This window comes from Microcoleus sp. S13_B4 (assembly GCF_036700885.1).
GTDB lineage: Bacteria > Cyanobacteriota > Cyanobacteriia > Cyanobacteriales > Microcoleaceae > Microcoleus.
On the sequence record NZ_JAUBPU010000006.1, the window covers coordinates 99,505 to 123,969 of the forward strand.

Annotated in this window: 23 protein-coding genes and 1 pseudogene; 5 read left to right on the top strand and 19 right to left on the bottom strand. The window is 46.2% G+C overall.

The window, feature by feature from the left end:
* Positions 1 to 43: 43 nt before the first annotated feature.
* The 14 genes and pseudogenes from QT994_RS06015 to hflX all read right to left on the bottom strand — a co-directional run bounded on the left by QT994_RS06015 (position 44) and on the right by hflX (position 16,057).
* A complete protein-coding gene (locus QT994_RS06015) occupies positions 44 to 322 on the bottom strand; it encodes a hypothetical protein (protein WP_333172509.1) in 279 nt (92 codons plus the stop codon).
* A 97-nt stretch (positions 323 to 419) separates the two neighbouring features.
* Entirely contained in the window at positions 420 to 1,820 is a 1,401-nt protein-coding gene (locus QT994_RS06020; protein ID WP_333172512.1) for a tetratricopeptide repeat protein, read from the bottom strand.
* A 65-nt stretch (positions 1,821 to 1,885) separates the two neighbouring features.
* Positions 1,886 to 2,749 carry a tetratricopeptide repeat protein gene (locus tag QT994_RS06025; RefSeq protein WP_333172515.1) on the bottom strand — a complete coding sequence of 288 codons (864 nt, stop codon included), beginning with the start codon at positions 2,747 to 2,749 and terminating at the stop codon, positions 1,886 to 1,888.
* 81 nt (positions 2,750 to 2,830) lie between these two features.
* A complete protein-coding gene (locus tag QT994_RS06030) occupies positions 2,831 to 3,619 on the bottom strand; it encodes an SAM-dependent methyltransferase (protein ID WP_333172518.1) in 789 nt (262 codons plus the stop codon).
* Between the two features lie 362 nt (positions 3,620 to 3,981).
* A pseudogene (locus QT994_RS06035) lies at positions 3,982 to 4,629 on the bottom strand (AAA-like domain-containing protein).
* Positions 4,583 to 7,084, bottom strand: a complete 2,502-nt coding sequence (locus QT994_RS06040) for a glycosyltransferase family 2 protein (RefSeq protein ID WP_333172520.1) — start codon at positions 7,082 to 7,084, stop codon at positions 4,583 to 4,585. The pseudogene QT994_RS06035 and the gene QT994_RS06040 overlap by 47 nt, the downstream one beginning before the upstream one ends.
* 573 nt (positions 7,085 to 7,657) lie before the next feature.
* Positions 7,658 to 8,239, bottom strand: coding sequence for a hypothetical protein (locus QT994_RS06045; protein WP_333049314.1), 582 nt, complete (start codon positions 8,237 to 8,239; stop codon positions 7,658 to 7,660).
* A 160-nt stretch (positions 8,240 to 8,399) separates the two neighbouring features.
* Entirely contained in the window at positions 8,400 to 10,238 is a 1,839-nt protein-coding gene (locus tag QT994_RS06050) for a CHAT domain-containing protein (protein ID WP_333172523.1), read from the bottom strand.
* A 108-nt stretch (positions 10,239 to 10,346) separates the two neighbouring features.
* The gene (locus tag QT994_RS06055) at positions 10,347 to 11,486 is read right to left on the bottom strand and encodes a Gfo/Idh/MocA family oxidoreductase (RefSeq protein ID WP_333172526.1); all 1,140 of its coding nucleotides are present in this window, start codon (positions 11,484 to 11,486) and stop codon (positions 10,347 to 10,349) included.
* Between the two features lie 194 nt (positions 11,487 to 11,680).
* Entirely contained in the window at positions 11,681 to 12,640 is a 960-nt protein-coding gene (gene gshB / locus QT994_RS06060; protein WP_333172529.1) for a glutathione synthase, read from the bottom strand.
* Between the two features lie 67 nt (positions 12,641 to 12,707).
* Positions 12,708 to 12,971 (bottom strand): glutaredoxin 3, encoded by a 264-nt coding sequence (grxC, locus tag QT994_RS06065; RefSeq protein ID WP_333172531.1) that lies wholly within the window; start codon positions 12,969 to 12,971, stop codon positions 12,708 to 12,710.
* Between the two features lie 224 nt (positions 12,972 to 13,195).
* Positions 13,196 to 13,360: a hypothetical protein gene (locus tag QT994_RS06070; RefSeq protein ID WP_333049326.1), complete on the bottom strand. Its 165-nt coding sequence runs from the start codon at positions 13,358 to 13,360 to the stop codon at positions 13,196 to 13,198.
* Between the two features lie 279 nt (positions 13,361 to 13,639).
* Entirely contained in the window at positions 13,640 to 13,984 is a 345-nt protein-coding gene (locus tag QT994_RS06075) for a PEP-CTERM sorting domain-containing protein (RefSeq protein ID WP_333172534.1), read from the bottom strand.
* Positions 13,985 to 14,461: 477 nt separating this feature from the next.
* Positions 14,462 to 16,057 (bottom strand): GTPase HflX, encoded by a 1,596-nt coding sequence (hflX, locus tag QT994_RS06080; RefSeq protein ID WP_333172537.1) that lies wholly within the window; start codon positions 16,055 to 16,057, stop codon positions 14,462 to 14,464.
* A 578-nt stretch (positions 16,058 to 16,635) separates the two neighbouring features.
* Between hflX and QT994_RS06085 the strand changes: the two genes are divergently transcribed.
* Positions 16,636 to 16,848, top strand: a complete 213-nt coding sequence (locus QT994_RS06085; RefSeq protein WP_190656884.1) for a chlorophyll a/b-binding protein — start codon at positions 16,636 to 16,638, stop codon at positions 16,846 to 16,848.
* A 298-nt stretch (positions 16,849 to 17,146) separates the two neighbouring features.
* Entirely contained in the window at positions 17,147 to 17,425 is a 279-nt protein-coding gene (locus QT994_RS06090; protein WP_333049335.1) for a Photosystem I reaction center subunit PsaK, read from the top strand.
* Positions 17,426 to 18,003: 578 nt separating this feature from the next.
* Here the strand turns inward: QT994_RS06090 and QT994_RS06095 are convergent.
* From QT994_RS06095 to QT994_RS06110, 4 genes are all read right to left on the bottom strand, one after another.
* Complete coding sequence (locus tag QT994_RS06095; RefSeq protein WP_333172539.1) at positions 18,004 to 18,585, bottom strand: antibiotic biosynthesis monooxygenase; 582 nt, start codon at positions 18,583 to 18,585, stop codon at positions 18,004 to 18,006.
* Between the two features lie 312 nt (positions 18,586 to 18,897).
* Complete coding sequence (ycaC, locus tag QT994_RS06100; RefSeq protein ID WP_333172542.1) at positions 18,898 to 19,539, bottom strand: isochorismate family cysteine hydrolase YcaC; 642 nt, start codon at positions 19,537 to 19,539, stop codon at positions 18,898 to 18,900.
* Between the two features lie 249 nt (positions 19,540 to 19,788).
* Positions 19,789 to 19,914 carry a hypothetical protein gene (locus tag QT994_RS06105; RefSeq protein WP_333172544.1) on the bottom strand — a complete coding sequence of 42 codons (126 nt, stop codon included), beginning with the start codon at positions 19,912 to 19,914 and terminating at the stop codon, positions 19,789 to 19,791.
* Positions 19,915 to 19,918: 4 nt separating this feature from the next.
* Positions 19,919 to 20,596 (bottom strand): DUF2834 domain-containing protein, encoded by a 678-nt coding sequence (locus QT994_RS06110; RefSeq protein WP_333172546.1) that lies wholly within the window; start codon positions 20,594 to 20,596, stop codon positions 19,919 to 19,921.
* A 255-nt stretch (positions 20,597 to 20,851) separates the two neighbouring features.
* Between QT994_RS06110 and QT994_RS06115 the strand changes: the two genes are divergently transcribed.
* The 3 genes from QT994_RS06115 to QT994_RS06125 all read left to right on the top strand — a co-directional run bounded on the left by QT994_RS06115 (position 20,852) and on the right by QT994_RS06125 (position 23,283).
* The gene (locus QT994_RS06115) at positions 20,852 to 22,015 is read left to right on the top strand and encodes a baeRF3 domain-containing protein (protein WP_333172548.1); all 1,164 of its coding nucleotides are present in this window, start codon (positions 20,852 to 20,854) and stop codon (positions 22,013 to 22,015) included.
* An 18-nt stretch (positions 22,016 to 22,033) separates the two neighbouring features.
* Positions 22,034 to 22,726 (top strand): SRPBCC family protein, encoded by a 693-nt coding sequence (locus QT994_RS06120; protein ID WP_333172550.1) that lies wholly within the window; start codon positions 22,034 to 22,036, stop codon positions 22,724 to 22,726.
* 182 nt (positions 22,727 to 22,908) lie between these two features.
* The gene (locus QT994_RS06125; protein WP_333049349.1) at positions 22,909 to 23,283 is read left to right on the top strand and encodes a signal peptidase I; all 375 of its coding nucleotides are present in this window, start codon (positions 22,909 to 22,911) and stop codon (positions 23,281 to 23,283) included.
* Here the strand turns inward: QT994_RS06125 and galK are convergent.
* Entirely contained in the window at positions 23,273 to 24,352 is a 1,080-nt protein-coding gene (gene galK / locus QT994_RS06130) for a galactokinase (protein WP_333172553.1), read from the bottom strand. The genes QT994_RS06125 and galK overlap by 11 nt on opposite strands.
* Positions 24,353 to 24,465 lie beyond the last annotated feature (113 nt).

The window sequence follows — 24,465 nt, forward strand, 5'->3', positions numbered from 1 at the left end:
CAAGTGTATAAAATTATTAGTGGTTTGACTTCAAATCCACATCCTAGTCAGATTCAGGTTTTGGGTCTGACGGTGGAGAAGGAGGAAAAGGGTCTGGATCTGGCAAGGGATCGGGGCCGGGATCGACGGCAGTAATGGCAAGCGGCACTCGTTCGTCTGCAAAGAGTGCGGCAATTTTAGCATTTTCACCACTCATCATTGCAGTTTGTTCTGCTTCCGTTAAACCCACTTCGTCCATTAAGGAACTGGGGTTATTGAGGAAAGCACTTTGTTTCTTCGTGTCAAGTGCTAAATCTGTTAATAAATCCAATAGGTTACTCATGGGATATTCTCCTAAATCTCTAAGGTCGCGAACAGTGAAGAACTAAACTAATCGTCATTGATTTTTTCAGTTGATTTTCTGGCAATTAAGGGTTTCATTAATTGGGTTCAGAAAATTTTAACACTATTCCATCATCGTGCAACTTTTTAAATATCTTTACTCTGTCTTCATGTGAAAACACTGGAGTTTGATAAAGCCTTTCTGTAACGTAGTAAGGATTGATGAGGAATGCAAGCTCTAGATAAGCCGTTTCTGTACCAATATTACTTTTGTTTCCCAGAAGATGGCTTACTTCGGCAAGAAAGAAAAGAATATAACTCCACATCTCTGTCACCTCAAAGTTTTTCCATAGCCATAATTGAGGATCTTTTTCAACACCTGATGTAGGGTTCTTTATCACCTCTTCCAAAACAAGCTTCTTTAATTTATGTCCCTCCTCAGCATGACTATTTATCCATTTCAACTGTTCTATACTAACTGAGGGTTCTGGAACATTAATTTGATGTCGTAATACCTTTTTTAATTTTTGGCAAAACTCCACTTCTGTATCTGCAAAAAACTGCTCTAATTTTCTTTGAATATTTTTAATGTCATTTGGTTTTAATGACCCTCTTTCTTCCTTCTTTTGGTTAGCTTCAATTATGGTGAGAATTAGCTTAGCCATCAAGTCACCTGGACTAAGTATCAAAGCTTGTTGGAGAAAAGCGAGCGCCCTAATGTAGTGTATTTTTTTATCCTCTGGGTCTGAGTGTTTCTTGGTCAAATAAAAAGACAAGAAAGCGTGTTCGTAAAGATTTACCCTGCCACTTTTCAAGAATGGAACGGGAGAAGAAGACTGTTGCATAATCTCCATACTGGGAGCTATTACAGCTTCAACTTCCAAATCCCAGAATGAATTTTCGTAGTCTTGAGTCAATCTGTAAACTGTCGATCGCATACCCCATGCCCAAGCGTATGTAGGCATGAGTTCAATCGCTCTGTTAAGGCATTTCAAAGCGTATTTTGCGTGGTGGTGTTTTATGTTTTCTTTTCCGCAAGAATTCTCTGGATTAGGTTGCTGAGATATCGGCTCCTTCAGGAATTGGATGATACCTTTAGTTATATACAGGCGATGGGTTGCCCCCAAGTGAGCTAATGCCCACGCATAGTTACTGTCTTCTGGTGGTTTAGAGTCAAGCGCTTTTTGGAAATGCTTGATCGCCTTTTCAACATATTCTGGCCTTCTGTTATTTTCCGTAATTGCTCGAAGACGATAGGTTTCACCTAGCTGTGCATGAGCCCAGAAATACCTATCGTTTTTGTCGATCGCTTTCTTTAAATAATGTTTTGCTTTCCCATAATCCATCACATGGTAATAGGTTGCTCCTAAGTGAGCATTAACCCAAGCATTGTCAGGATACATTTGGAGTTGTTCAAAGATCTCGATCGCCTGTTCGTAAGCCCCTGACAAGCGAAGAGTTTCTGCTTGTTGAGCCATCATCATATCGCTGATATCCATCTGCATAAAATTATCCTGAAAAGACACTTGATGTTTAATTACTTGAAATTTGTTTTCTCAAACACTTAACTAGCGAGTAATGCCTGAGTTCTCGGGTCGTCCCGCCAATCCAACCAAGCTGGGTCGTGACCAACTAACTCAATGGCTTCATCATTGATCGGAATAGCTTCTCGCAGATATTCCCATGCTTGTTCGCAGTTACCTGTCAAGATTGCTAAGCCGCAGAGTCGGTAGAGAATATCTCCCCGATCGCCCGTTTCCCATTGAGAAAGCAATGCTGTTCGCGATCGCTCGATTTCGCTTGCTGCTTTGTCCACTCCCTGCCAACGCGCCTTAGCTACTGCAATACAGTACAAAGCTGTCGTGTCATCAGAAACCTGTTGCAACCTCTCTTCGCTACAGGTGATCGCCTCAGAATATTGACCGTCATAGCAAAGAATCAACCCTTTCTCAATTTGCCAATTTTTCCCCGCAAATATAGTTTCGTCAAGGGCGATCGCGCGATCAAAGTCAATCAGGGATTGCTTGTAGCACTTCATCAACTCATAGATGCGGCAACGATAAGCGATCGCCCAAACGTAATCCGGCTGACGCTCAATTGCTCGATCCAAGTCAGCCAGTGCCTTTGTGTAATATGCTTCTCCCAGAAAGCGATAGGTTACGCCTCGGTGAGCGATCGCCCAATTATAATCAGGGTTCAGTTCAATGGCGCGGTTGAAATCTGCGAATGCCTCCTGATAGCGTTTCATCAAATAATAGGTTTCGCCCCGGTGTGCGATCGCCCAAGCATTGTTAGGTTCCAAGTCGAGCGATCGGTTGAAATCATCTAACGCAGCTTCAAAATTTCCTGTCAGCCGATGAGTTTCACCCCGATGAGCCAGAGCCTTCCCATCGTCAGGGTTTTGTTCTATATAAAGCGACTTTAGCACATTTTTTCTCCTCTAACACATACACTTTTTATCCAGCAGATAAAAAGTGTAGTTTTTACTACATTATCTTGGCAAAATACCTTAAGTTTCTTTAGCAAAAGACATACCCAACCGTGCCATCATTTCACTGTCTACAGGTGCAGGCGCTTGAGGCGGAACATAAAGTGTCGAAACTAGAGTAACACGACTTTCAGCCAGTTTGGACACAGGAATATGCTGGATAACTGGCTCGCAAACCGGGTAATAAACCGCTGCTTCGTAAACAATTACTTCGTGGTCAGAACCATAGTATGTTTCTAACACTTCAGCTAACACAGTTAAACCGCGCAATTGAATCCCTTCTTCATAAAAACCCAGATTGCCGATCGTCGCAATCTGCCACAAAATTAAAGCACTGGTCGGGTCAAATTTCCGCCTCCGAATCAGAAAGTCAGTGGCTTCAAAACTTTGACATCCGTTGCGTCCTGGGTCAAGACCCAAATCAGCAAATAAGCAATCTTCCGCTGAAATTCCTGGTAACATTTGCGCCCTATAGCCTTCACGACGCGCCTGTTTAATCGCTTCATGGGTGGGGTAAGCGAAAACACCGGGATGACCGTAAAAAACTGCACAAACATTCAACCCCTGACGAACTTCAGCTAAAATGCGATCGACCATTTCTCGATAAGTTTCTCTACGCCGCTGATTGTTGGTATTGTAAGGTAAGGCTTCTGCGAAGGGATTGAGTGTCTGTAGCCATTTAGCAGTAACAGGATCGGCTACGGCGAACAGAACTTTGTCAGCTTGCTCGATCCACGCCTTCGCTGCTAAGGTCAGATGACCAACTAATTGAATTCCCGTCCCGACAACAGTTAAAGAGCCCGTTTTCAAATGTAACTTCCTCCAAGCGATCGCAAAATGTGTTTCAGTTATGGTAGTAACGCAAATTGCTAGTTATATAATTAAAGCTGCTAATACCAATTTTTTATGAGGTTGCATAGAATCCGATCCCCCCTAGCCCCCCTTAATAAGGGGGGAACAAGATTCCGATCAAAGTCCCCCTTCTTAAGGGGGATTTAGGGGGATCGAGATATGTGCAACTTCACATTAAATTGGTATAAGAGGTAAGTTGTTACGCTCTTTTAGCTGTTATTGCAGCTCGGATAAAAGCAAAGCAAGCAAAACAACGTAGCATGATACAAATGACAACTTAGCGTTGCTCGCTCGGTCTTCCTGAAAAATCTGATCGACTGCTACTTCAAACGATCGCCAAAATACTGTCTATACAACTCACAACTTACCGTCGCCAGATTGCCTTGTAAATTTACCAACCCCATACTTTCCAACTTAAATGTCTCCACTACATCCAATTCTACAGGTGTGCTGCTTTTTACCACTCGCATGAATGATGCCAGCAACTCTGGCTGCTGTTATATGTTCCACAGTTGTCGTTTTAGGCGATCGCCATAAATTCCGGCAGAGATGGGAGAGTTTTGCAACACTTGCTCTAGAGTGACATCCCCACGCCCGATATGATAAAGAGCTACCCGTACTCAATAGGTATTCCTGTTTACAAAACCCGTCAGTTGCTGGGCATCTTCCGCTGACCAATCGAGTCCTTGCCGTTGCGCCAAATCCTGCACTTGGTCGCTTTTAAAGGGCCGTAGCCCCACATTAAACGGCGATTTATTTGCGCTCAGCGGGATATACAGCTTAGTGGAGTGTACCACGACTAACCGGAGTTTTCGCCCAATTCCCCAATTTTTGGCTTCAGGAGTGCCAAGTTCGCAAAAGTCCGCAAAAGTCGATTGCTGATATCTGCGGCGAAAAATTCCCAACGAGGAGAAATTCCCTCTAAAGTTGCGAAACTGCGATCGGTCTAACTGACCTATTCCTCTCAAAAACAGCCCTCGGTTTCAAAGCAATTCTCAGCAACAGCCACAGCGATCGCCATTCTCCAGGAGTTTCCTGGCGCTGCCACTGGCCCGGCCGACAGTACAGCATTTCGATCAAACAACGGTGCTGGCTAATGTTTAGGCGATCGAACGCAATTCGCACAGTGGGAAATTCCACAAAACTGCACTCTTTCCCATCCCGAATACTAGACCCCAACTGAGATTTATCGCTCACCAACTCAATCTTAGCCACAGGAATAAAACAGTTCTCTTCCATAATTTTCAGAGTCGCCGAATCGCAATCAATCAAACCTTTGGCAAAACTCCCCTTAGTACCCAACTCAAGAACAGACGGCGCTACCGATCTCCTTGCCTTGACTGCCGCACTGCGAGGGATAGCTTTTATTTGACCCTGAGATAAACTTGTCTCAAAGGCATATTTTGGCAAAATCTCTGCTGCTGTAAAACTCTCTTTACTGCCTTTATTTTTCACCGCAAAACTAGGCCACTGCGTCAGAGCAACTTCAGCGCCACTTTCCGAAATGACAGTGGTTACACCCCAAAAACTTTGACCGCCAATATTCAATTGTACAACCCTGCGTAAATTGAACCATTCGTAAATGTCCGGCTTAGGAATATCCACCAAAATCAGTAATGCAATCCCGATCATCAGCAGGTTGTAAGCGCTCCAAATCCATCCCAAACTCATTCCTTTTGACAAATGTGCACTTTCTGATATTGACTGTACGGTGCCAACATTTTTAAATAAATTAATATTTAAATTGTGCCAAAAACTGACTGCTGTAGCTGCAAACAAGACAATCAAAGGCCATCCCAAATTCCAGTTAAAACTAAAGCGATCGCTCGCCATTCCTTTTGGCGTCACCTGAAACCCTTTCCCAAAAGGATTCAGCATGGAACTCACTACCGTCACCGCTAAAGGAATACACTGGACGAACGAATAAATATCGGAAAGCAAAGCCGATCCCGATCTGCGGTTAAGCCAAGAAAACACAGTAAGTTGCACCAAATAGTAAGGCAGGAAAAAGTACAGCAATTCCCGCGCACTTGCCCGCAAAGGAATTATGCCGAAAAACGAATAACCTAAAGGTATCAACAGATATAAAACCTTGGTTAAACTGGTAAACCAGTGCAGCAATCCTTCCAAATGAGACAGCCTTTGTACGAAGGTGAGACCGCGAATTGTTAAAGGATTGGAATCAATAAAAAATGCCTGAAGCGTGCCTCGCGCCCAGCGTAGCCTTTGATTTAGATGAGCCTCTATATTTTCAGCCGCCAAACCAGCACTCAATTTTTCATCTAAATAAACTAAGCGATATCCGGTTGCTGACAGCCGAATTCCGGTAAAATAATCTTCGCAGATTGAATCTGTGACCAAGCCTCCCGCTGCTTCTAAAGCGCTCCGCCTCACTACAAAAGATGTACCGCAACAAACCACGCTGTCGGCGCTATCTTTGATGATTTCAATTTGCCTGTAAAATATTTCTTCTTCCGGCGCGAGCACATTTTCTAAACCTAAATTACGGGAGATGGGGTCGTGGTTGTAAAAGGTTTGCGGGGTTTGAACGAGGGCGATTTCGGGATTTTGAAAAAATCCTACTGTTCGAGTTAAAAAGTTTTTAGTGGGAATGAAATCTGCATCGAAAACTACAATTAGTTCTCCATTAGTTAGGGCTGTGGCATGGTTAATGTTTCCAGCTTTGGCGTGAATATTATCGGGTCGGGTTATATACTCGCATCCCAGTTCTTTAGCCAGCAACTTGATTTCAGGCCGCTTAGTATCGTCGAGCAAATATACTTTTTTGTTGGCATAATCTAAAGCTTGACAGCCGATTACAGTGCGCCGTAAAATAAAAGCCGGTTCGTTGTAGGTTGGAATCAAAATATCTACGGGCGGGGTGAAGTTTCCAGCTTCAACTGCAACTGCCATGCGATCAGCTTCTCGACGCCGGTCTTTCATTCTCAGCATTAAATACAGTTGAATACTGGTGTTAAAAACCAGTAGCATTTCTAGGAAAAACAGCCCCAAACTAAAGATACCGTTGAGGGGATCGGTTAAATTTAGAGTAGCGAGCGATCGCCATAAAACGTAGCGAATGGTTAAAGCCAGAACTATTGCAACTACTACAGCGCGCGACCATTTCTGCGGTTGAGGGGAAATTTTAATTGCAGCTAAAGCCACGGAGACAAGCGCAATAGTCGGCACTAACAAATACATCTTGCTCGTAGCAGGCACTTGCACCCACACAGGCGGGTTTTGCTGCCAAGTGTTGATTGTGGCAAAAATATCGCTGAGAGTACCTTCACCTGAAAACCAGGCTCCGGCGATCGCACCTGCGAAAGCAACTGCCCCCAACACGACTAGCGTTGCCGCCGGCACCCGCGAAATCCGCCAAAAGCGGCGTTTCAAGTCTTGAATATCAAATCTTGAAGTTGTCATAAAATAATTTTAAAGTCCCGATCGTGCATGCAACAGTAACGGTTTCCTGCTGTCCACTTTTTAATTCAATTGAAAATTCCGACACACCCCCATTACTATATTTACATTTTTTAACATTCTGACCATTGTATGATAATTCATCTTGCTTGCTGTTGCCAAACTGCTAAGCGAGTCCCAACCTGGCTAAAGTTACCTAGGAGAGAAGTCAGAAGCAATCTTCGGCAAGGATTTCAGCAATTAAGAACCTCCTAACTTACCTTTTGCTGACATTCCTGCAAAAGGCTTTCGGGCCTGTTCCACAATAAAAAATATTTCTTGTGGGCCGTTGCTCCAACGCCGCCGATAAAAAGCTGATTGAAAATGTTGCAACCTCTCAGTCGTAACGGTCAGGCGCGATTGCTATCTTTCAAAAAAATTATCTTGTCTACAAACCAAATAGGATTGCTATCAAACTATAGCAATCCTAAAGCTTTCACAATTAGACGATTTTGACATCTAACTAAAGGTAGATTAATTGTATATTAATAAAAAAAATTACCGCTATCGCAGCACAAAAACTCAGCCCTCAAAGAACTAATCAGCAATTTCTAATTGCGAGATTGCATAGCGGGCGACAGCCAAACTAACTCTGGCTTGTTCTATTTCCGACAATTGGGCCCAAGGTCTTTTAGTCGCCATGACTAATTCCCCCGCTTCCGAATCAACATCTCGCATGGCATAAGCCAAAGGACGTGCCAACACCTGCAAATCTTCCTCACCCCACTGAGGCAAAATATCTAAAACGCACTCTACCATTTGATCAGCTAAAGATTGATACTTAACAGTTGCGTTTTGCACGCTTTGAGCAATGCTGGCCAGAAAATCTTGAGGAACGCGAGCAAATTTTTCGCGCAAAGACTTTTGCAGAGCAGTCGTCAGCCAAACTTGTTCTAATTGCGCGAATAAAACTTGCGACTTCAGGGCAATATCGCTGTCGCTGAAGGAATCAGACAGTGCAAATTCCTGCTCTAGGGCAGCCAAATAAGATTCTGATTCAAGCTGTGCAGGATTCCAGGGATAAGCAACATCAGTCTGAACTATTGTGGTGAGAAGTTCCATCTGGGCCTGAGTTTGTGAGTCGCGAAAATATTCAGAATCAGGAGATTGGGTAGCCATGATGTAATACCTAAGTGGGAAAAAGAAAATACAGAACCGGGACGAAAGCAAAACGCCAGTTGCGAGTTGTGAATAACTCTTTTAAATTCAGACTGGAGACTCAACGCCCAGAACTTTGCTGTGCCGCTCGCCGCTTGCCTTCATTAGCTACACCCGCATCTTAATTCGTTCCGCAATCAGTCTCACTGTAGCCCGAAGTTTTGGGAACCTCAATAGTGAACTCAAAAATCTGACCTTGAGAACTGCCAAATTTTAGCTGAGTCCCGCTGCGTAGCAGCAATTCTTGGTGGTGAACTCTCTGCCATCCCTCAGATCCCAAAACTAGAGTCCCATAGCGAGAAAAATCGCGCAAGAAGTAGCTAGGTTCTTCCCGGCTATCTCCGATAATGTTTCGGCAGAAAATCTCGGCGTGTTTTTGAGAAACCCACTGTTCTCGAATCACTACGTCGTTTTCTTCCCAGCGTCCGACTCGAACCATACCGGCGCGAATGGGCCAAACTTGATTGGTCGATTCGGTGGATTTGGCATTTGGTCCATCGCGCCCCCGCAAGTAAGCACAAGACGGCAAGCGTCCTAGCCAAGTAGAAGAATTTAAAGGCAATTCTGTTTTGAGGTCATCTACCGGCTCAGTTAGCTGACCGTCAAACTCAGGGTGCATATACAGCACAGGCAGCGTCCAAGCCGGTTGATTGAACTTGTAGAGCGTTAGTAACTGCTGTCTGGCGACGGCGACGGCGCGATCGATCGACATCCGCCCGGCCAAAGCTTGAGCAAAAGTTTGGATAAAACTCAGGGCCTCGCGATCGGCGATCGAGTCCCGCATCCCCAACACCGCAGGCACCCCGTGATGGATCAGTACCTCAGCCAAACTGCTGCGGGCGATCGCCTGTTGCTGGCCATTAGTTGAGTGCAGCCTCTCCACCGCCGGCTGAGCTCCCCAGCAGGCATTAAACACCGCCAGAGTCACGCGGCAGCGAACTAACACCTGAGCCAGTTCAGTACCATTAATCGCTGTTTCCGGCCCCAAAAACAGCAAACCGCCGTCGGGGCCCGGTATCCCGTGGCCGGCGTAAAACAGAATGTTGTAAGCTTGCGTTTCCAGCCGAGAAATGAGTTCCGCCGGAGTAGGTTCGATTAGAGTATCGACGCGAGTCGGAACGCTGATGTCAAAATATTTGCCGCTGTCGTCGGTTTGAAAAGCACTTTCCAGAATGCCAGCTAAGGCGAGTGCTTCTTCTCCCAACTGCAAATGACCGTTATTGCTGTTGGAAAATTGAGAATTAGCACCGCGGCCGGGTTCTGCTTGTCCCAAAACTAGCAAAATATTGAGCGACTCTGCAGGCTGCAGGGGTGGCAAAGGTTCAACATTGCTCGTAGTGCGGCTAAAAAGCAGTTGCTGGGACAGAGAAATTGCCGGTTGACCGGCTTGAGGCTGCATAATTTCCCAAGGTAAAGCAATTAAATACGGTTCGCGCAAATCTACACGCACTCGCAGGGGTAGATTTTGCCCGATCGCGATACCTTTACTTTCTTGGAGACTACCCTGAATCGGCCCTTCAAACAGCCACTGCCAAAGATTAATCCCCAAATGCTGCATCAGGCGGCTGCTGTAGCTTGCCGGTGGCCGAGGCGGATGCTGACCCCCTTTGTCGCCCCACCCTTGTTGAGCGAGGTCGAGCGGCACAGAGGGTGTCGCTGGAGGTAGATCTAGCGACTGAGGACTTCGTTGCTCAATTTCTGCCAGTAGATTCTGGTTGTTTTCCGGCGACACGAAACTGCCATCAGGAATTAGGGGCAATTCGTGAATTGTCCCGGAGGGCGAAAACATTTCCTGCCAAGCTTTCCAAGATTGGGATAGGGTATCGGGCCACATACAGTCGTGGTGAACGTACCCGCTGGGATAGGGAGCTTGTAGAACCCAAGTGGCAAAATGGTTTGCCCCAGCGGTTCTCAGGCGAGCGATCGCTATACTGAGGCAAGGACTTTCAGGGCGCGCCATTCACAACTACCGACTCTGGATATAGGGTTGGATTGAGTTTCTCTATTTGTAGTTTATCGGGTTTGGGGTGCGATCGAGTGCGTGAGATTGCTTGGGGATGTTTCACTTTTACTTAGTGCCCAAAAATTTATCTATATTAGGTAAATCTACCCAAGTTCCCGTAGCATTCGACTCCTGGGTCAAATCCATCAACAACTGTGAGTAAACCCCTTCTCTGAGTGATGGTATCAACGATTTACCTGCATCTATCGCTTCTACCCACCTATCTACTACTCGAATAAACGGTGCAATTCTCCCGTCTGGATAAACTTGAGGAAACTCCAATCTTTGAGGAATTTTGATTTCAGCTAAAGGTTCTCCACCTTGGGAACCCCACAAGCGAAATCCGTGGACGTAATCTTGCTGGTTGTCGCTTCCTAACACCAACGTACCCTTACTCCCGTAGATTTCCACCCAGTGTCCCCGCCCTTGATAAGTAACAGAACTCAAACAAACTTGACAAGGAGTTCCCCCGGCTAATTCCAACATCAACGTGCACGAATCATCGGCATCAACTAATTTTAAATTTCCCGAATCATTTGGATCAGGTCGCGCCGAAATTCCTGTAATCAATTGCCCAGAAAGCCTCTGGGGCGGGCCGAACAGCCAGCTAATATAATCAAAAACGTGAGAACCCGTCGCGCCCAAAACTCCGCCGCCTCGCTCTTTTTGCGCGTACCAATTCCAGGGGCGATTAGCATCAGCGCGGCTCGACACCAGCCAATCAATCTTAATTAAACGCTTTTCTCCCACATATTCTGCTGCCAATAATTCTGCTAGCATTTGCCATGCGGGGATGAAGCGAAACTCAAAGTCCATTGTGGCAATTGCTCTGGAACCACCCTTGTTAAAATCGGTTTTAGATTCGTTGTTTGCCAATCGGTAAACTTCCCTGGCTTCATTGGCTGTCAGGGCTGTGGGTTTTTCTAATAATAAATGCTTGCCTGCTTCCAAGACGGTTTTTGCCATTTCAAAATGCAAAAATGGCGGCGTGGAAATGCTGACGCCCGCTACTTCTGGGATGGCTACTATATCGGCGATCGAGTCGCAAGCGTAGGGGATATTGTGGGTAGAGGCGATCGCCTTTGCTTTGTCTAAATTCCGGTGGTAAACAGCCATAACCTCTGTCCGGTGATGGGTCTGAAATCCGGGAAGGTGTACTTTTTGACCGAAACCGGTACCGACTACTGCAACGCCAATTTTTGACATAATTTAATAATTGTTGACTGTTGACTGTTAACTGTTGACTGTTGGCTGTTGATAGTTGGCAGTTGGTAGTTGGTAGTTGGCAGTTGTTAGTTGTTAGTTGTTATTTGTTAGCTGCGACCAATAACTAATGACCAATAAGTCATAACTAATAACGACTAATTAATGACTAATAAGTCATAACTAATGACTACTGACTAATGACTAACTACCCATTCAATTACTTTTTTACCCAAACTAACGCCATTAAACAAGTCAATTTCTCTGATCCCTGTAGGGCTGGTGACATTAACTTCTGTGAGATAACCGCCAATAATATCAATGCCGACAAAGTACAGTCCGTCTCGTTGCAGCACTGGTTCTAACTGAGTGCAAATTTGCAGTTCGCGATCGGTAATTTCGGTTTTTGCGACTCGGCCGCCGACGGCCATGTTGCCGCGAAATTCATTGCCAGTGGGAATGCGGTTGATAGCACCGATGGGCTTGCCGTTCAACAATATAATCCGTTTATCTCCCTCTTTTGCTTCCGGCAGATAAGTCTGAACCATCACTGGAATTTGCCCTTGTTGAGTGCTAATTTCGACCAGGGAGTTGAGATTGCGATCGTCCGCTTCCAAAAACAAAATCCCCTCGCCAGCTTTGCCGCCCAAGGGTTTAAGAACTGCCGCTCCTTTTTTCTCAACAAATTGCCGAATTACCTGCTTGTTTTGAGAAACAATTGTCTCGGGGATCGCTCCCTCAAATTGCAAAGCATACATCTTTTCATTCGCCGCCCGCAATCCTTTGGGACTGTTAACTACCAAAGTTTTAGCCGGATCGATGCCGTCTAGAAGGTAAGTAGCGTAGAGGTAAGGAATGTTGACTGGGGGGTCTGTCCGCATAAATACTGCGTCCATTGCTTCGAGAGGCTGCAAAGTAGGCTGTTCTACCTGGTACCAAGCCTCAGCAGCCTCCCAGCGTCCATCTACCACTTTTACTGGGGTGAGGGCTACCCGGCTGAGCATTCCCCAGGTTTTGCCGCCGATGACGCTTAATTCGTTGGCTTGAGTCGCCCACACTTCGTGACCCAACTCTTGAGCTGCCTCCATCAGCGCTACGCTGGTATCGTGTCCTGGAATTAGTCGCGCGAGGGGATCGATGATGAATGCAAATTTCATTGTCAGTTAAAATTAAGAATTGGTCGCAGGAAAGTTTGGGCTAACGGAAAATTCGACAGGGAATGCCTCATTTTGCTGCTAGGAGGGGGTCTAGCTGGCCTAGAGCATCGAGTTTGTGGATGTCGTCGCAGCCGCCTATGTGTTGGTCGTTAATGAATATTTGTGGGAGGGTGCGAGCTCCGTTGGCTCGATCGCTCATTTGATCCCGTGCTGCTTCATCTCCGTCGATCGCGTACTCTGTAAAATCAATCCCTTTTCGCTTCAGCAGTGCTTTGGCACGAACGCAAAACGGGCAGGTTCTCCAAGTGTAAATTTCTACTTTAGGGGTCATGGGACGCTCAAACAATAACAATATTTTTTAATTGTAATCTTAACCCTAGTGCGGACTCTTTTTAGTTCATAGGCTGAAACCCTGGATTTTTCCTTGGTAGCCCACTTGCCTGGGAGCCTTGAAACCCTTATTCTACGGTTGCCTATCCAAAACTGTCCGAAGGATTGATCTTAACCAATCTTAGGTTAATTTTTATATTTTAATTTTTATTATATATAGCAATCCTAAATCATTTGTGAATTTCTTACTCCCTCCCCTTGATAAGGGGAGGGTTTGGGTGGGGTAAAAACTTTACGACTCCTGCCAGGATTGCTATACATAGCAAAACCATTTGATTTGTAAACAATCGATTCCATCATCACAAGCGTTTCAGGTTGTTCTACATTCATGACTCAAATAGACTTGCTATAGCAACCTTATCTTTTGCACCCGAGGTTATTCATTCCTGAAACCCTTGCCGGGAAGTGCATTTGCCTTCTTCCTTATTTTTACCCTGACTGAAGTCCCTATAGATTTCTTCCTTAAACATCCGGCTCTATTTGCAGCGCACAACCGAGGTGTCAAGTTATTTTTTATACAATTTTTTTTATATAAATTTAAGTAAACAAATACCCACACTTAAAAAAACGGAGACATTTTGAAGGGAAACAGGTTGGTCATCAGCCTGGCTAGCGCTGCGGACCAACCTGATTGTTTCGCTTTTTGCACGAACAGATCATTCCTGCACCTGTCAGTAGGACTGCGATCGCAGTACCCGGTTCAGGAATAGAAGTTGTGTTTCTCGAAGGTTGGCTTGTTGTGCTTGTGTATATTTGGGACAAACTCGGCTGGGTCGCCAATTGCGGGTCGGGTGCGGTTGGTGTTGATTCCGTGCTGGGGGCACAGGCACTAGAATAATTTCCCGGGCCGCACACATCTACTGCTGCTGCCGGAGGGGCGGCAGCTAGATAGTAAAACGCTGTTGCCATTGTGGCAGAGAGTCCAATTGCTAGTTTTGCCAGTGGCGTACACATAACTATTTAGTTAAACAGTGGTAAAATCGAAAAATAGAAATAGTCCTAGAGATTAGCGCTGTACGACGGGCAAGGATTTTAGAGTTCTTACAATAAATGGATGTCTTCTCTCGCGGATGTCTGTAAAAGATAGTATAGCGCTTGAAGTGAGTACCCAAACACTTTAATAATATTATTCTCTTTTACCTTGACATCACGTACCGTGGTTTGCACAGGTAGTTTGCACAGCGTGAAGCAACATCTTTTTGCTACCTCTGAACCAATAGCCCTTACAGCCATTAACAAAGAGTGTTTTTACCTTGACCGGAGCCTCCGGAAATTATTTATTTAACCAAGCGCAAAATAGAGATGCTGTATTGTACTTTGCAAGGCACAATCTGACTACTCTTTTATAATCTCATAGTCCGACTATATCTGTCCTCAGTATATGTACGTATATTCCCCCATGTCAACTACTCAAAAGAAATATTTAAGTATTTACCGAGGGTAGAGGGCGTATTGAATGAGCTGAGCTAGTCTGTCGCGGAGAGTTTCCATCCCAAGAGCTTTGGCGGCCGAAATAAATACTGCTTGAGGAAATTCTTCTCGGGCGAGGGCGAGAGTCTCTCCATCTACCGCATCGATTTTGTTAAAAACGACAAGGGCTGGGCCAGGAGTTACGGGCATATCTGTCAAAATATTCATGACCGATCGAATTTGGCTCTGCCACGCGGGATGGGAGAGATCGACGAGGTGCAGCAAAGCATCGGCGTCAGTGACTTCTTCGAGGGTAGCCCGGAAAGCGTCGATCAAGGCGGGGGGCAGTTCGCGAATAAAGCCCACTGTATCTGTGAGGACGATCGACAAGGGTTCCCGGGTGACAGTGCCGGGAATGGTCAACCGTCGGGTTGTGGGGTCGAGGGTGGCAAATAACTGGTCGGCGGCATAGACCTCGGAATTCGTGAGCAGGTTGAGCAGAGTCGATTTACCGGCGTTGGTGTAGCCGACGATCGCGACTGAGGGTACCTCGTGATGATGCCGGTTCTGCCGCAGCCGGAAGCGGTGCGCCAGCAGTTGATTTACTTCTTGCTGCAATCGAGAAATGCGTTTGGCGATCGTCCGCCGTTCGGTTTCTAGTTTGGTTTCCCCGGGGCCTCTGGTACCGATGCCGCCACCCTGTCTCGACATTGCCTGACCGCGACCTCTGAGCCGGGGCAGGGCGTACTCTAGCTGAGCGAGTTCGACTTGCAATTTACCCTCGCTCGATCGAGCTCTTTGGGCAAAGATGTCGAGAATTACTTCTGTTCGATCGACTACCCGGATACCTATCTGAGTTTCCAAGTTCCGTATTTGTGCGGGGGTTAGGTCGCGATCGAATACCACAAGGTTAGCGCTAACCGTCTGAGCGGTGAGGGAAATTTCCTGAACTTTGCCTTCCCCGACGACTGTCTGCGGATTGGGGCGCGATCGTTTTTGGCGCACTGTTTGCAGTACCTGACCCCCGGCACTTTCAACCAGTCGCGTGATTTCTGCGAGCCCGTCCTCAAACTCCAACTGAGTCATGTGCTGAGTCATTACACCTACCAACAGCACTTTGTCTTGGTCTGCATCGACCTGCTTAGCGACAAACTCTGCTTCAAACTCTGCTTCGAGTCCTTCCACCAAATCCAGAAAGTCTTGGTCGGCGAGTTCGTCCAAATTCAGCGGTTCTGATATTTTCCAGGGAAAGTGTGGAGTTTGAATTAGTGACTTTTGAATTGAAGGCTCTTCTATTTCATCAGTTGAATCTGGTTCTAACTGAGCGCTCAAAACAGAGAACTCAAAATTTGGCTGGTTTCCCTGGGGTATCAGGTGAGCGAGATAAGTTTCTTGGATGTAACCAGTCGCACCGCCGCCGCGGCGCTGAAATCCTCCACCCGTCAGTGTCAGCCAAACGAGGGCGTCGAGGCGCTGAATTGCCATTGCTGTGAGGGCTGCTTCGCTTGGGGTTTCTGGCTTTAGGTGGGTGGCGATGCAGCGAATGCCGCTGAGGCGACCTCCCCCGTAGCGGGGCAATTCTAAGGGCGCAATCTGCGTTTGGCGGGGTGTACCCACGCCGACGCGAATTACTTGTCCGCGGCGGTTGATGTAGGTGCAGATGGGTTTGTCTATTTCCGTGCTGATGGCGGCGACGCGCTGGGCGAATTCTGCCGTGGTGATGCGATCGCCCGGTAGTCGCTGGTGGTAAAGCTTTTCGAGTTGCTTGAGCTGGCTGGACTTTAAACCTTGAAGATTGCCGTAGATGGTTTCGATAACTGTTTCTCCCGATCGCTCTGTTTATCTCCTATTTTAGTTAACTCAAGGGCGATCGTGTTCGGGTTTTCAGTTCAAATTTACTAAATTTTCTTGCCCCTAGCAGAGCGCGGATTCAGTATTGTCTAGTTACCAGTGCCGTTATTTGTCGCTACGGCGCGATCGAGCCTTTCACAGAAGCCATCTCAACTTGCAGTTGTATTTAGTATCTACAGATACAGGCGATCGCTGAAAAATCTCGCGCAACAAAACTTAACACTTTATTTTTTGTTTCAAAATCCTCCTTTAGACTTGTGTGTATCTTGAGCCTAGAGACAGATAGCAAAGCAGAAATTAGGTCGCTACCATGAGAAGCGAACATTGTTAAGGAATGTAAAAACATGGAAACTCGTCCTACTAACGTGCCTCCTACGGCTAATGCTTACAACGGCAAAGATCGGAATGCCTTTTTGTTTGGCTTCAACCCCCAAGCAGAACTTTGGAACGGTCGCTTAGCGATGATCGGTTTCTTAGCTTATTTGCTTTGGGACGCCGCTGGATATAGCGTTCTGCGTGACATACTTCACTTTCTGCCTACCTACATTGCTCAGTAATGAGTAGGTGTGTTTCCTGTCTGGCAGCGTGAGTAAATGCCGCCACTGCCAGACAGGCTAAAAGTTACAAATGGCAGCGAGTATGGTTTGGTCCCTTTGTATCTTTCGTTACTTTTGAATGGCATTAAAAGACTTCTTGCTGTGATTCGATGATTACGGGTGCGGGCGGTGTCGCTGGCGCGGTGAATATTGACAGCAACAGATATTTATTGCGTAAAGGCGATCGCCCCTGCTGCATTTTTGGCAAGAAATCTCATCGAGCATTTCTGATAACTTATGAAAAATAGGAGCATCAACAATGATTAACTCAAATTTACTGGCAGTAGTAGCATCGACTGTGACTGACACAGCATCAGGAAATTGGCAAAAGCCTTTGGTGATGTTTGTTTGCAATATCTTAGCATTGCTAGTTCTCAGCCGCAGAATTTGGTACCCCCACGTAGGCCCGAAAATGCCTTTGCCCTTCCCCTCTCTCTTCAACAATGTTAGCGTACCAGCATTTCTGGCTTGCATGAGCGCCGGTCATTTGCTGGGAGTATTCACTATTTTGACGCTCCACATAGACAAGTATTTTTAGGAGCAATTGCGTCGCTTCTGTGGCGAGTTATTGCTACAATCGGTAGGTTAAAAGGCACACAAAAAATGGTAGGGGTAAGTGAAAACCACTCACCTCTGCTATTTTAATTTTAGAGCTGCACTGACGCATAAATCGTTTTTTTTTACCCTGCACCTACAACTAACGGGACTTAAATAAATTTCAAGCCCAAACCAAGACTAAACTAGCTTTATCAGGAGCACATAGGTAACTATTGGCTGATAGCGCGCCCACAAATCTATAAGATATAACTGTTGTAAAAGCTTTTAATCCCTCCGTAAAATTAGTTAAAAATAGTGATGCCCTTAGCAAGGACGCAATTCACGCTTCAACTGATACCAAATTACCAAACGGTAGAGCCAAGATACTAATATTCACTGCCCATAAAAACCTATCATTCCACTGACTTAATACAAGGCATAATCCTAACCATTTGTGACAATCACGACAGAAAAATTTGATCCAATTTAGGTTGTTAACTACAGGGACAATTGTCTCTCTTTCCGATCGCTCAAATCTGAGGCTAAAGCTCCGTGCCTTTAGGCCGGAGTAAGCTTACTTTAGGGAATGGGATATAGCCATTTGCGAAATAATTGTGTTAAGCGCGGCATGACCAAATAGGTGAGCAGGATAACAGTCAGACCTGTGATGGTCAGAGATATGAGCAACGCAGGAAGCCCTGATAGTAGCGGTACCAGCAAACGATTGAGAATAGAAATCGTACAAAACACTCCCAACCATGTAACTAACGCCATTTTGTAGCGAGGGGGTGGAGCCTTCATCGATTTATTGGGCAGCGTAAACCAGGTTTCCAATCCGGTGAGGGTTTGAATATCTTCTGGCTTTTCAATCAAGGGCTGCAATCGCTCAATCCACTCTCGCCGAACATCAGATTCTAGCCATGTCTTGAGATTGTCGTAGCAATCGAACTTGAGAATGACCACGTACTCAGGATGGGCGTGATGCTGGGGTCGAATAGTGCTGACACCCAGATGTCCCTTGGATTTTCGTGCATCTGCGGCGATGCCATGAAACCATGCTTCGTAACCTTCCTCGCGCCCCGGTTTCACGATATGAGAGATCACAGCGGTGACTAGATAGTTTTCTTCACTGGTATTGCTCGCCAACGGTTCTTCCAACATAGAATTTAGATAATTAACTGAGAGAAAAGTTTTATTGAGAACAACGACCTTAGAGACATCTAATTGCTGGGCAATTTTCGCCAGCACGTCTGGAAACAGAAGGGAGATTAACGAATGCGATCGAGAGGGTTGGGCATGAGATGAAATGACTAAAAAAAGAATTACAATCCTTGAAAATAGCTATTAAAAACACCCTCTACGTGACTTACAACGAAGTAGTTGCCACCGCTACGTTTTACCTAAAGTTGATAACCTAGCGATGACAATATTAACTCAGTTACACAGGAGCTAAATAAACTAGGCGCTTTCTCACTACTTACTGGGAGATCCAGGATTTGCCGTTGCTGCATAGCTGGTCATCAGGTTTTTGTAGTCAGGAATAAACTCTGCTAATAGACTACCCAGTCCTTCAATATCGTTGCGCCAGTCACGGTGCAATTCACACACAACGCTAAACCAATTGACCAACTGAACTCCAGCACGAGACATTCGATCCCAAGCTGCATAGCGACAGGCTTCATCGAAGGTTCCAGAGGCATCGGTGACAACAAAAACCTCATAACCTGCCTCTAATGCCGAAAGCGCACAAAAAGTAACACATACATCAGTAACAATTCCGGCCACGATCAATTGCTTCTTGCCTGTTGCTTCTACTGCTTTAACAAAGTCCTCGTTGTCCCAAGCGTTGATTTGTCCGGGACGTGGAATAAAAGGAGCATCTGGAAACTTCTCCTTCAGTTCAGGGATGATGACTCCATTGGGGCCTTGCTCAAAGCTAGTTGTCAAAATTGTAGGCAGGTTGAAAAATTTGGCTGCACTTGCCAGCGCCAGCACATTATTTTTGAAGTCGGCGGCACCAATATCACGCACAAGTGAGAACAGTCCAGTTTGGTGATCGACCAGCAAAACCGCAGCATTATTCTTGTCTAGACGGTTGTATTTGAATGTAGACATCAGGTATTTCTCCTATTAGGGTTATGGGTGAATGACGAATTGCAGAATGGAATCAAGAATCAGAAAGCCTTGAGTTGTACAACTTAAATGTGATTTTTTATTAAAAGCGAAACGTCTATTTCCTCTAAATGGCTTATGGCGTAACCTGTTGCGACAGGAACTCTGTTTGCAAAATCTTACCAAATTTCACCACTCAAGATCCGCAAGTTAAGCGCTGAGTTAACGCGATCGCCCTAATCTCGACACAGGTTAAACCAACGCCCCTAACGCTTTCAGTGTCGCTTTTTGAGCGTTCGTCAATCCCGTTGCCCCTTGAATATTCATACCTTCATACAGTCGATCGCCCATCAACTTGAACACTACCAAATTTTTCAATGTTTCAATTTCCGGCTGTCATTGGGAAAGTGGCGATTTCTGTTGCAGATTCTGGCAGAGGGGGGCGCAGACAAAGATAAACTAGCGGCCCTAACAGCGGAACTAGAGACACTGCCCAAAAAATGCGATCGTCCGCAAGTCCGCGGCGTGCCATGTCGTCTCCCAAAACTGAGGGAAATATTACAGCCATCAAGCAAAAATCCCAAGTTATTAAATGCACAAAAGAAATTGAGTGCCACTGCCTGACATAATCTCCCCAATCTCCATTTAACCAAGCCCAAGCTGACAGCCAGATAGTACTTAGTAAAAGTACAATGCCTGTCCAGCGGGAGTCTGATATTTTGATCAACATATCTTTGCGGCCGGAAAATTGTGGCTGGGGCTGGCGAAGGAGTAAGTAGGGAATTAAGCCGATGATACCGGCGCCGTTGGAAGCGATCAAAGCAGGCCCAGCGGATATATTTTGGGTTCTCTCATCAATGAATAGGAGGCAAGCGTAGACTATCGGCCACACTCCCATGAGAGCGAATAGGGTGACAAGGTAGGGGTTAATTCCTTCTAGCTGCAATTTCAGAAGTTTTTCAATAACTGTTAGCGTTCCGGGCTGATCGAGAGGAGCTAGCAGCAAGGTGTAGGCAATAAATGTTGCCCACAGCAACCCCAGAAACATTTTTGTTTTCATCAGATATAACGAGTAGTTGAACCCGACTAAACTGAATTATGGTAAAGTAACGCCCCAGTTACGGGCGTCTATCTTAGGTGATAAGCAGTTCGATTGGAACAGCGGCTGCAAACCCCGTTTTAGTCCGGGGATGAAAGGCTCTACAGCAGGGGAGCATTACTTTAGGCAGACGCAGGAGCCCCGCCAGGGGAGATACATTTTAAAGAATCGGTTGTTTTCATTACACAACCCTTTATTAGAAAAGGAGTTTCAGCGATGAACTTAATATCTGTAGAGGAACTCAAAGCCCTGGTACAACAATCTGCGGGATTGTGCGTCTCTATTTATATGCCAGTCGCTCAAGGAACAGAAATTCAACAAAATCCAATTCGGTTCAAAAATTTAATTAGAGAGGCTGAAGACAAAATAGTAGAGTACGGATTTGACAAAAAAGAAGCTCGGGAATTGCTAGAGCCAGTCCGAGCAGAAATTGACTGGGAAAACTTTTGGGAAAATCAAAGCAACCTGCTGGCGATTTTTGTCGGTTCGGGATTTTTCCGCTACTATAGCTGTCCGGTGAATTTTGATGAATTAGTGGTTGTGAGCGACAATTTTCACGTCAAACCGCTGATGCCTTTGCTGACAGGAAAGAGTTTATTTTATGTTTTAGCTCTCAGTCAGAAGGAAGTGAGGCTGATTGAGTGTACGTCTTACAGTGCTCGGGAAGTTGAAGTTGAAAACTTGCCTAAAAGCCTTGATGAGGCTCTGCAATATGACCCGACTGCTAAAGATGGTCAGTTTAGGATTGCTACTTCAAAAGGAGGCACTAATAATTCTTTTCAGCAGCCGGGAAGTTTTCACGGCCAAGGAAGTCCAGACCGAGATGAACCCCAGCAGGAAATATTGCAGTATTTCCACATCATCGATGCGGCGCTGCACGAATATTTGCGCGACAAAAAAGCTCCTTTAGTGTTAGCTGGAGTTGAGTATTTGTTCCCACTTTACCGAGAAGCAAATACCTACGCGCATTTAGTTGAAGAAGGAATTACAGGCAATCCGAAACTTCTCAAGCCGGAAGAGTTACGGGTCGAAGCTTTCCCGTTGGTGGAACCTTTGTTTTCGCAGGCTCAATCAGAGGCGATCGCACAATACCACGATCTGACAGGAAGCGATAAAATTTCTGCTGATTTGAAAGAAGCTGTTTCGGCTGCTTATTTTGGACGGGTCGATCGACTGTTTGTTGCTCTTGGGGTTCAGCAGTGGGGTAGTTTTAATCCCGATACGAACGCGGTGCAAATCCACCCAGAGGCCGAAGTGGGCGACGAAGATTTGTTGAATGCGGCAGCAATTCAAACTATTCTCAACGGCGGAACTGTTTACGCGGTGCCGCCAGAAAAAGTGCCGAACGAGGCACCTTTAGCTGCTATTTTCCGCTATTAATTTACCAGGTTTAAACCAATGGAATCTACTTCAATCACAAATTCCGACAAACAAAACCAAAGTAGCAGCGGCGATACCGAACGCTGGGCATCTTTAATTGGCGGCGGCGCGCTGGTGCTTTTTGGTTTGTCGCAGCGTTCTTTGAGAGGTGCTTTGCTGGCGGTTGCGGGCGGCGGTTTAGCGGCTCGCGGGCTGGGGGTTGTGGAGGGTTTGCAGTCGGCTGCCGATCCGAATCAAAGCATTAAAGTTGAAAAGACAGTGACGATCGACAAACCTGCTGATGAATTGTACCGTTTATGGCGCAATTTTGAAAATTTGCCTCGGTTTATGAAGCATCTCAAACACGTTACTGTCATTGATGAAAAACGTTCTCACTGGATTGCCAGCGCGCCGATGGGCAACAGTGTGGAATGGGATGCAGAGATTGTCCGCGAAGAAGAAAATCGCTTAATTGCTTGGGCGTCTGTGGAAGGAGCTGATGTTGACAATTCTGGTTTTGTGCGCTTTCAACCGGCATCTGCAGGACGCGGTACTGAGGTAAAAGTTGTCATCGAATACAACCCTCCGGGCGGTGCAATTGGTGCTGGTGCTGCTAAACTATTTGGCGAAGCTCCCGAACAGCAAATTGCCAATGATTTGCGTCGCTTTAAGCAGTTGATGGAAGCTGGGGAAATAGCGACTACGGAAGGTCAATCTTCGGGTCGCAAGTAATAAGTTAGATGGTGTCTCCGGATCTAACTAACATCTTGCACCATTCTCAGAACAGGCAAGATGCCTGTTCCACAAAGAGTGAATTTATTGTGGGGTGGGCATCCTGCCCGCCCATAAAAAGCTTATTGAAAATAATGCCCGATGTCAGATATAAGCATCTTTGTTGTTTACCGGATTAACTGATGTCATCTCAAGTGGTTTTCGGAAATGCGGGCGCTGAAGGTGCCAGTCGGGGCGGTTGGTTTGCGGGTCACTTTATGACGCCGGGCGATGACCCGCGATCGACTTCTGTTTTAGAGGTAAAATGGGGCACTCACCCCGCCGGAGATTGTAGGACTCAGTGGGCGGTAAATGCGGCAGCCACGACGCTTTCTATCCTGGTAAAAGGGCGGTTTCGCCTGCAATTTCCAGAGCAAGAAATCTTGCTGTCTCGCGAAGGAGATTATGCTCTCTGGCTACCGGGAGTGCCTCATTATTGGTCTGCTGAGGAGGATTCGGTGATCGTGACTGTGCGGTGGCCTTCCCTGTCGGGAGATAGTTCGGGAGTTAAGAATTAACTGTAATTTCGGGAACCAAAACGCGGCCGCTATAACCTGCGCGCTGGTAGCGATCGATCGCCTCGGATGCGATAACACCCGCTTTCCCGCTCTCAACCAGCGCTACGCAAGCACCGCCAAAACCTCCGCCCGTCAGCCTTGCGCCGAAGACTCCGGGGATTGACTGCAAGATTGCTGCCAGCGTGTCTACTGCCGGCACCGAAACTTCGTAGTCGTCGCGCTGACTGGCATGGGAAGCATTCATTAACTCGCCAAAACGTTTGGCTGGTAAAGATTTTACCGCTTCGAGCACGCGGTTGTTTTCGGTAACGACGTGCCGCGCTCGCTTTCTGAGGGGTTCCGGCAATACTTCGACAGCTTGGGGATCGGCGATATCCCTGAGAGCTTTAACTCCCAATATCCGCGCGGATTCCTCACACTCGGCGCGCCGCTGGTTGTATCCGCTTCCTGCTGCGAGTTCGTGGCTTTCGCCACTGTCAATTATTAAAATTTCTGTGCCTGCCGGAAAAGGTATCGGGCGGCATTCGAGGCTGCGGGTGTCGATAAATAGCATGGTGTTGGTGTCTGCTAAACTCGACGCCATTTGATCCATGATGCCGCAGTTCAAGCCGGCATATCGGATTTCCACTTGCTGTCCGATTTGAGCTAGGCGCACGTCCTCTAGGGGGAGGTTTAGCAGCGCGCGCAGTCCTCTGAGGGTGGCTATTTCTAAAGCGGCGCTGCTGGACAAACCGGCTCCGATCGGCACATTGGAGGTAATGTAGAGATTTATTGGCGGTACTTTGTATCCTTCTTTTTCTAAAAGTCTGAGGCAGCCACAGATATAACTGACGAATTTTTGCGGTATTGTATCGTCGTCGGAATAATTTATGAGTTCGTCATATTCTGCTGAATAAAAATGGTGTCGATCGTCACTGCTGAAGCCAATTTGTACTGTTGTGCGCTGGGGAATCGCAGTTGGAAGTACAAATCCATCGTTGTAGTCTGTGTGTTCGCCTAGCAGGTTTACTCTTCCGGGCGCGCTGGCTGTGGTTTGGGGTAATGTACCAAATACTCGTTGGAATTTCATTTTTGGGGAATTGGTAATTGGGAAGAAATTAATTTATTTTTATATCGTTTATTCTTTTATTTTGCCCAATTTTTTTGGTTAATTCAACCCCTGTTAACAAAAATAAACATCAC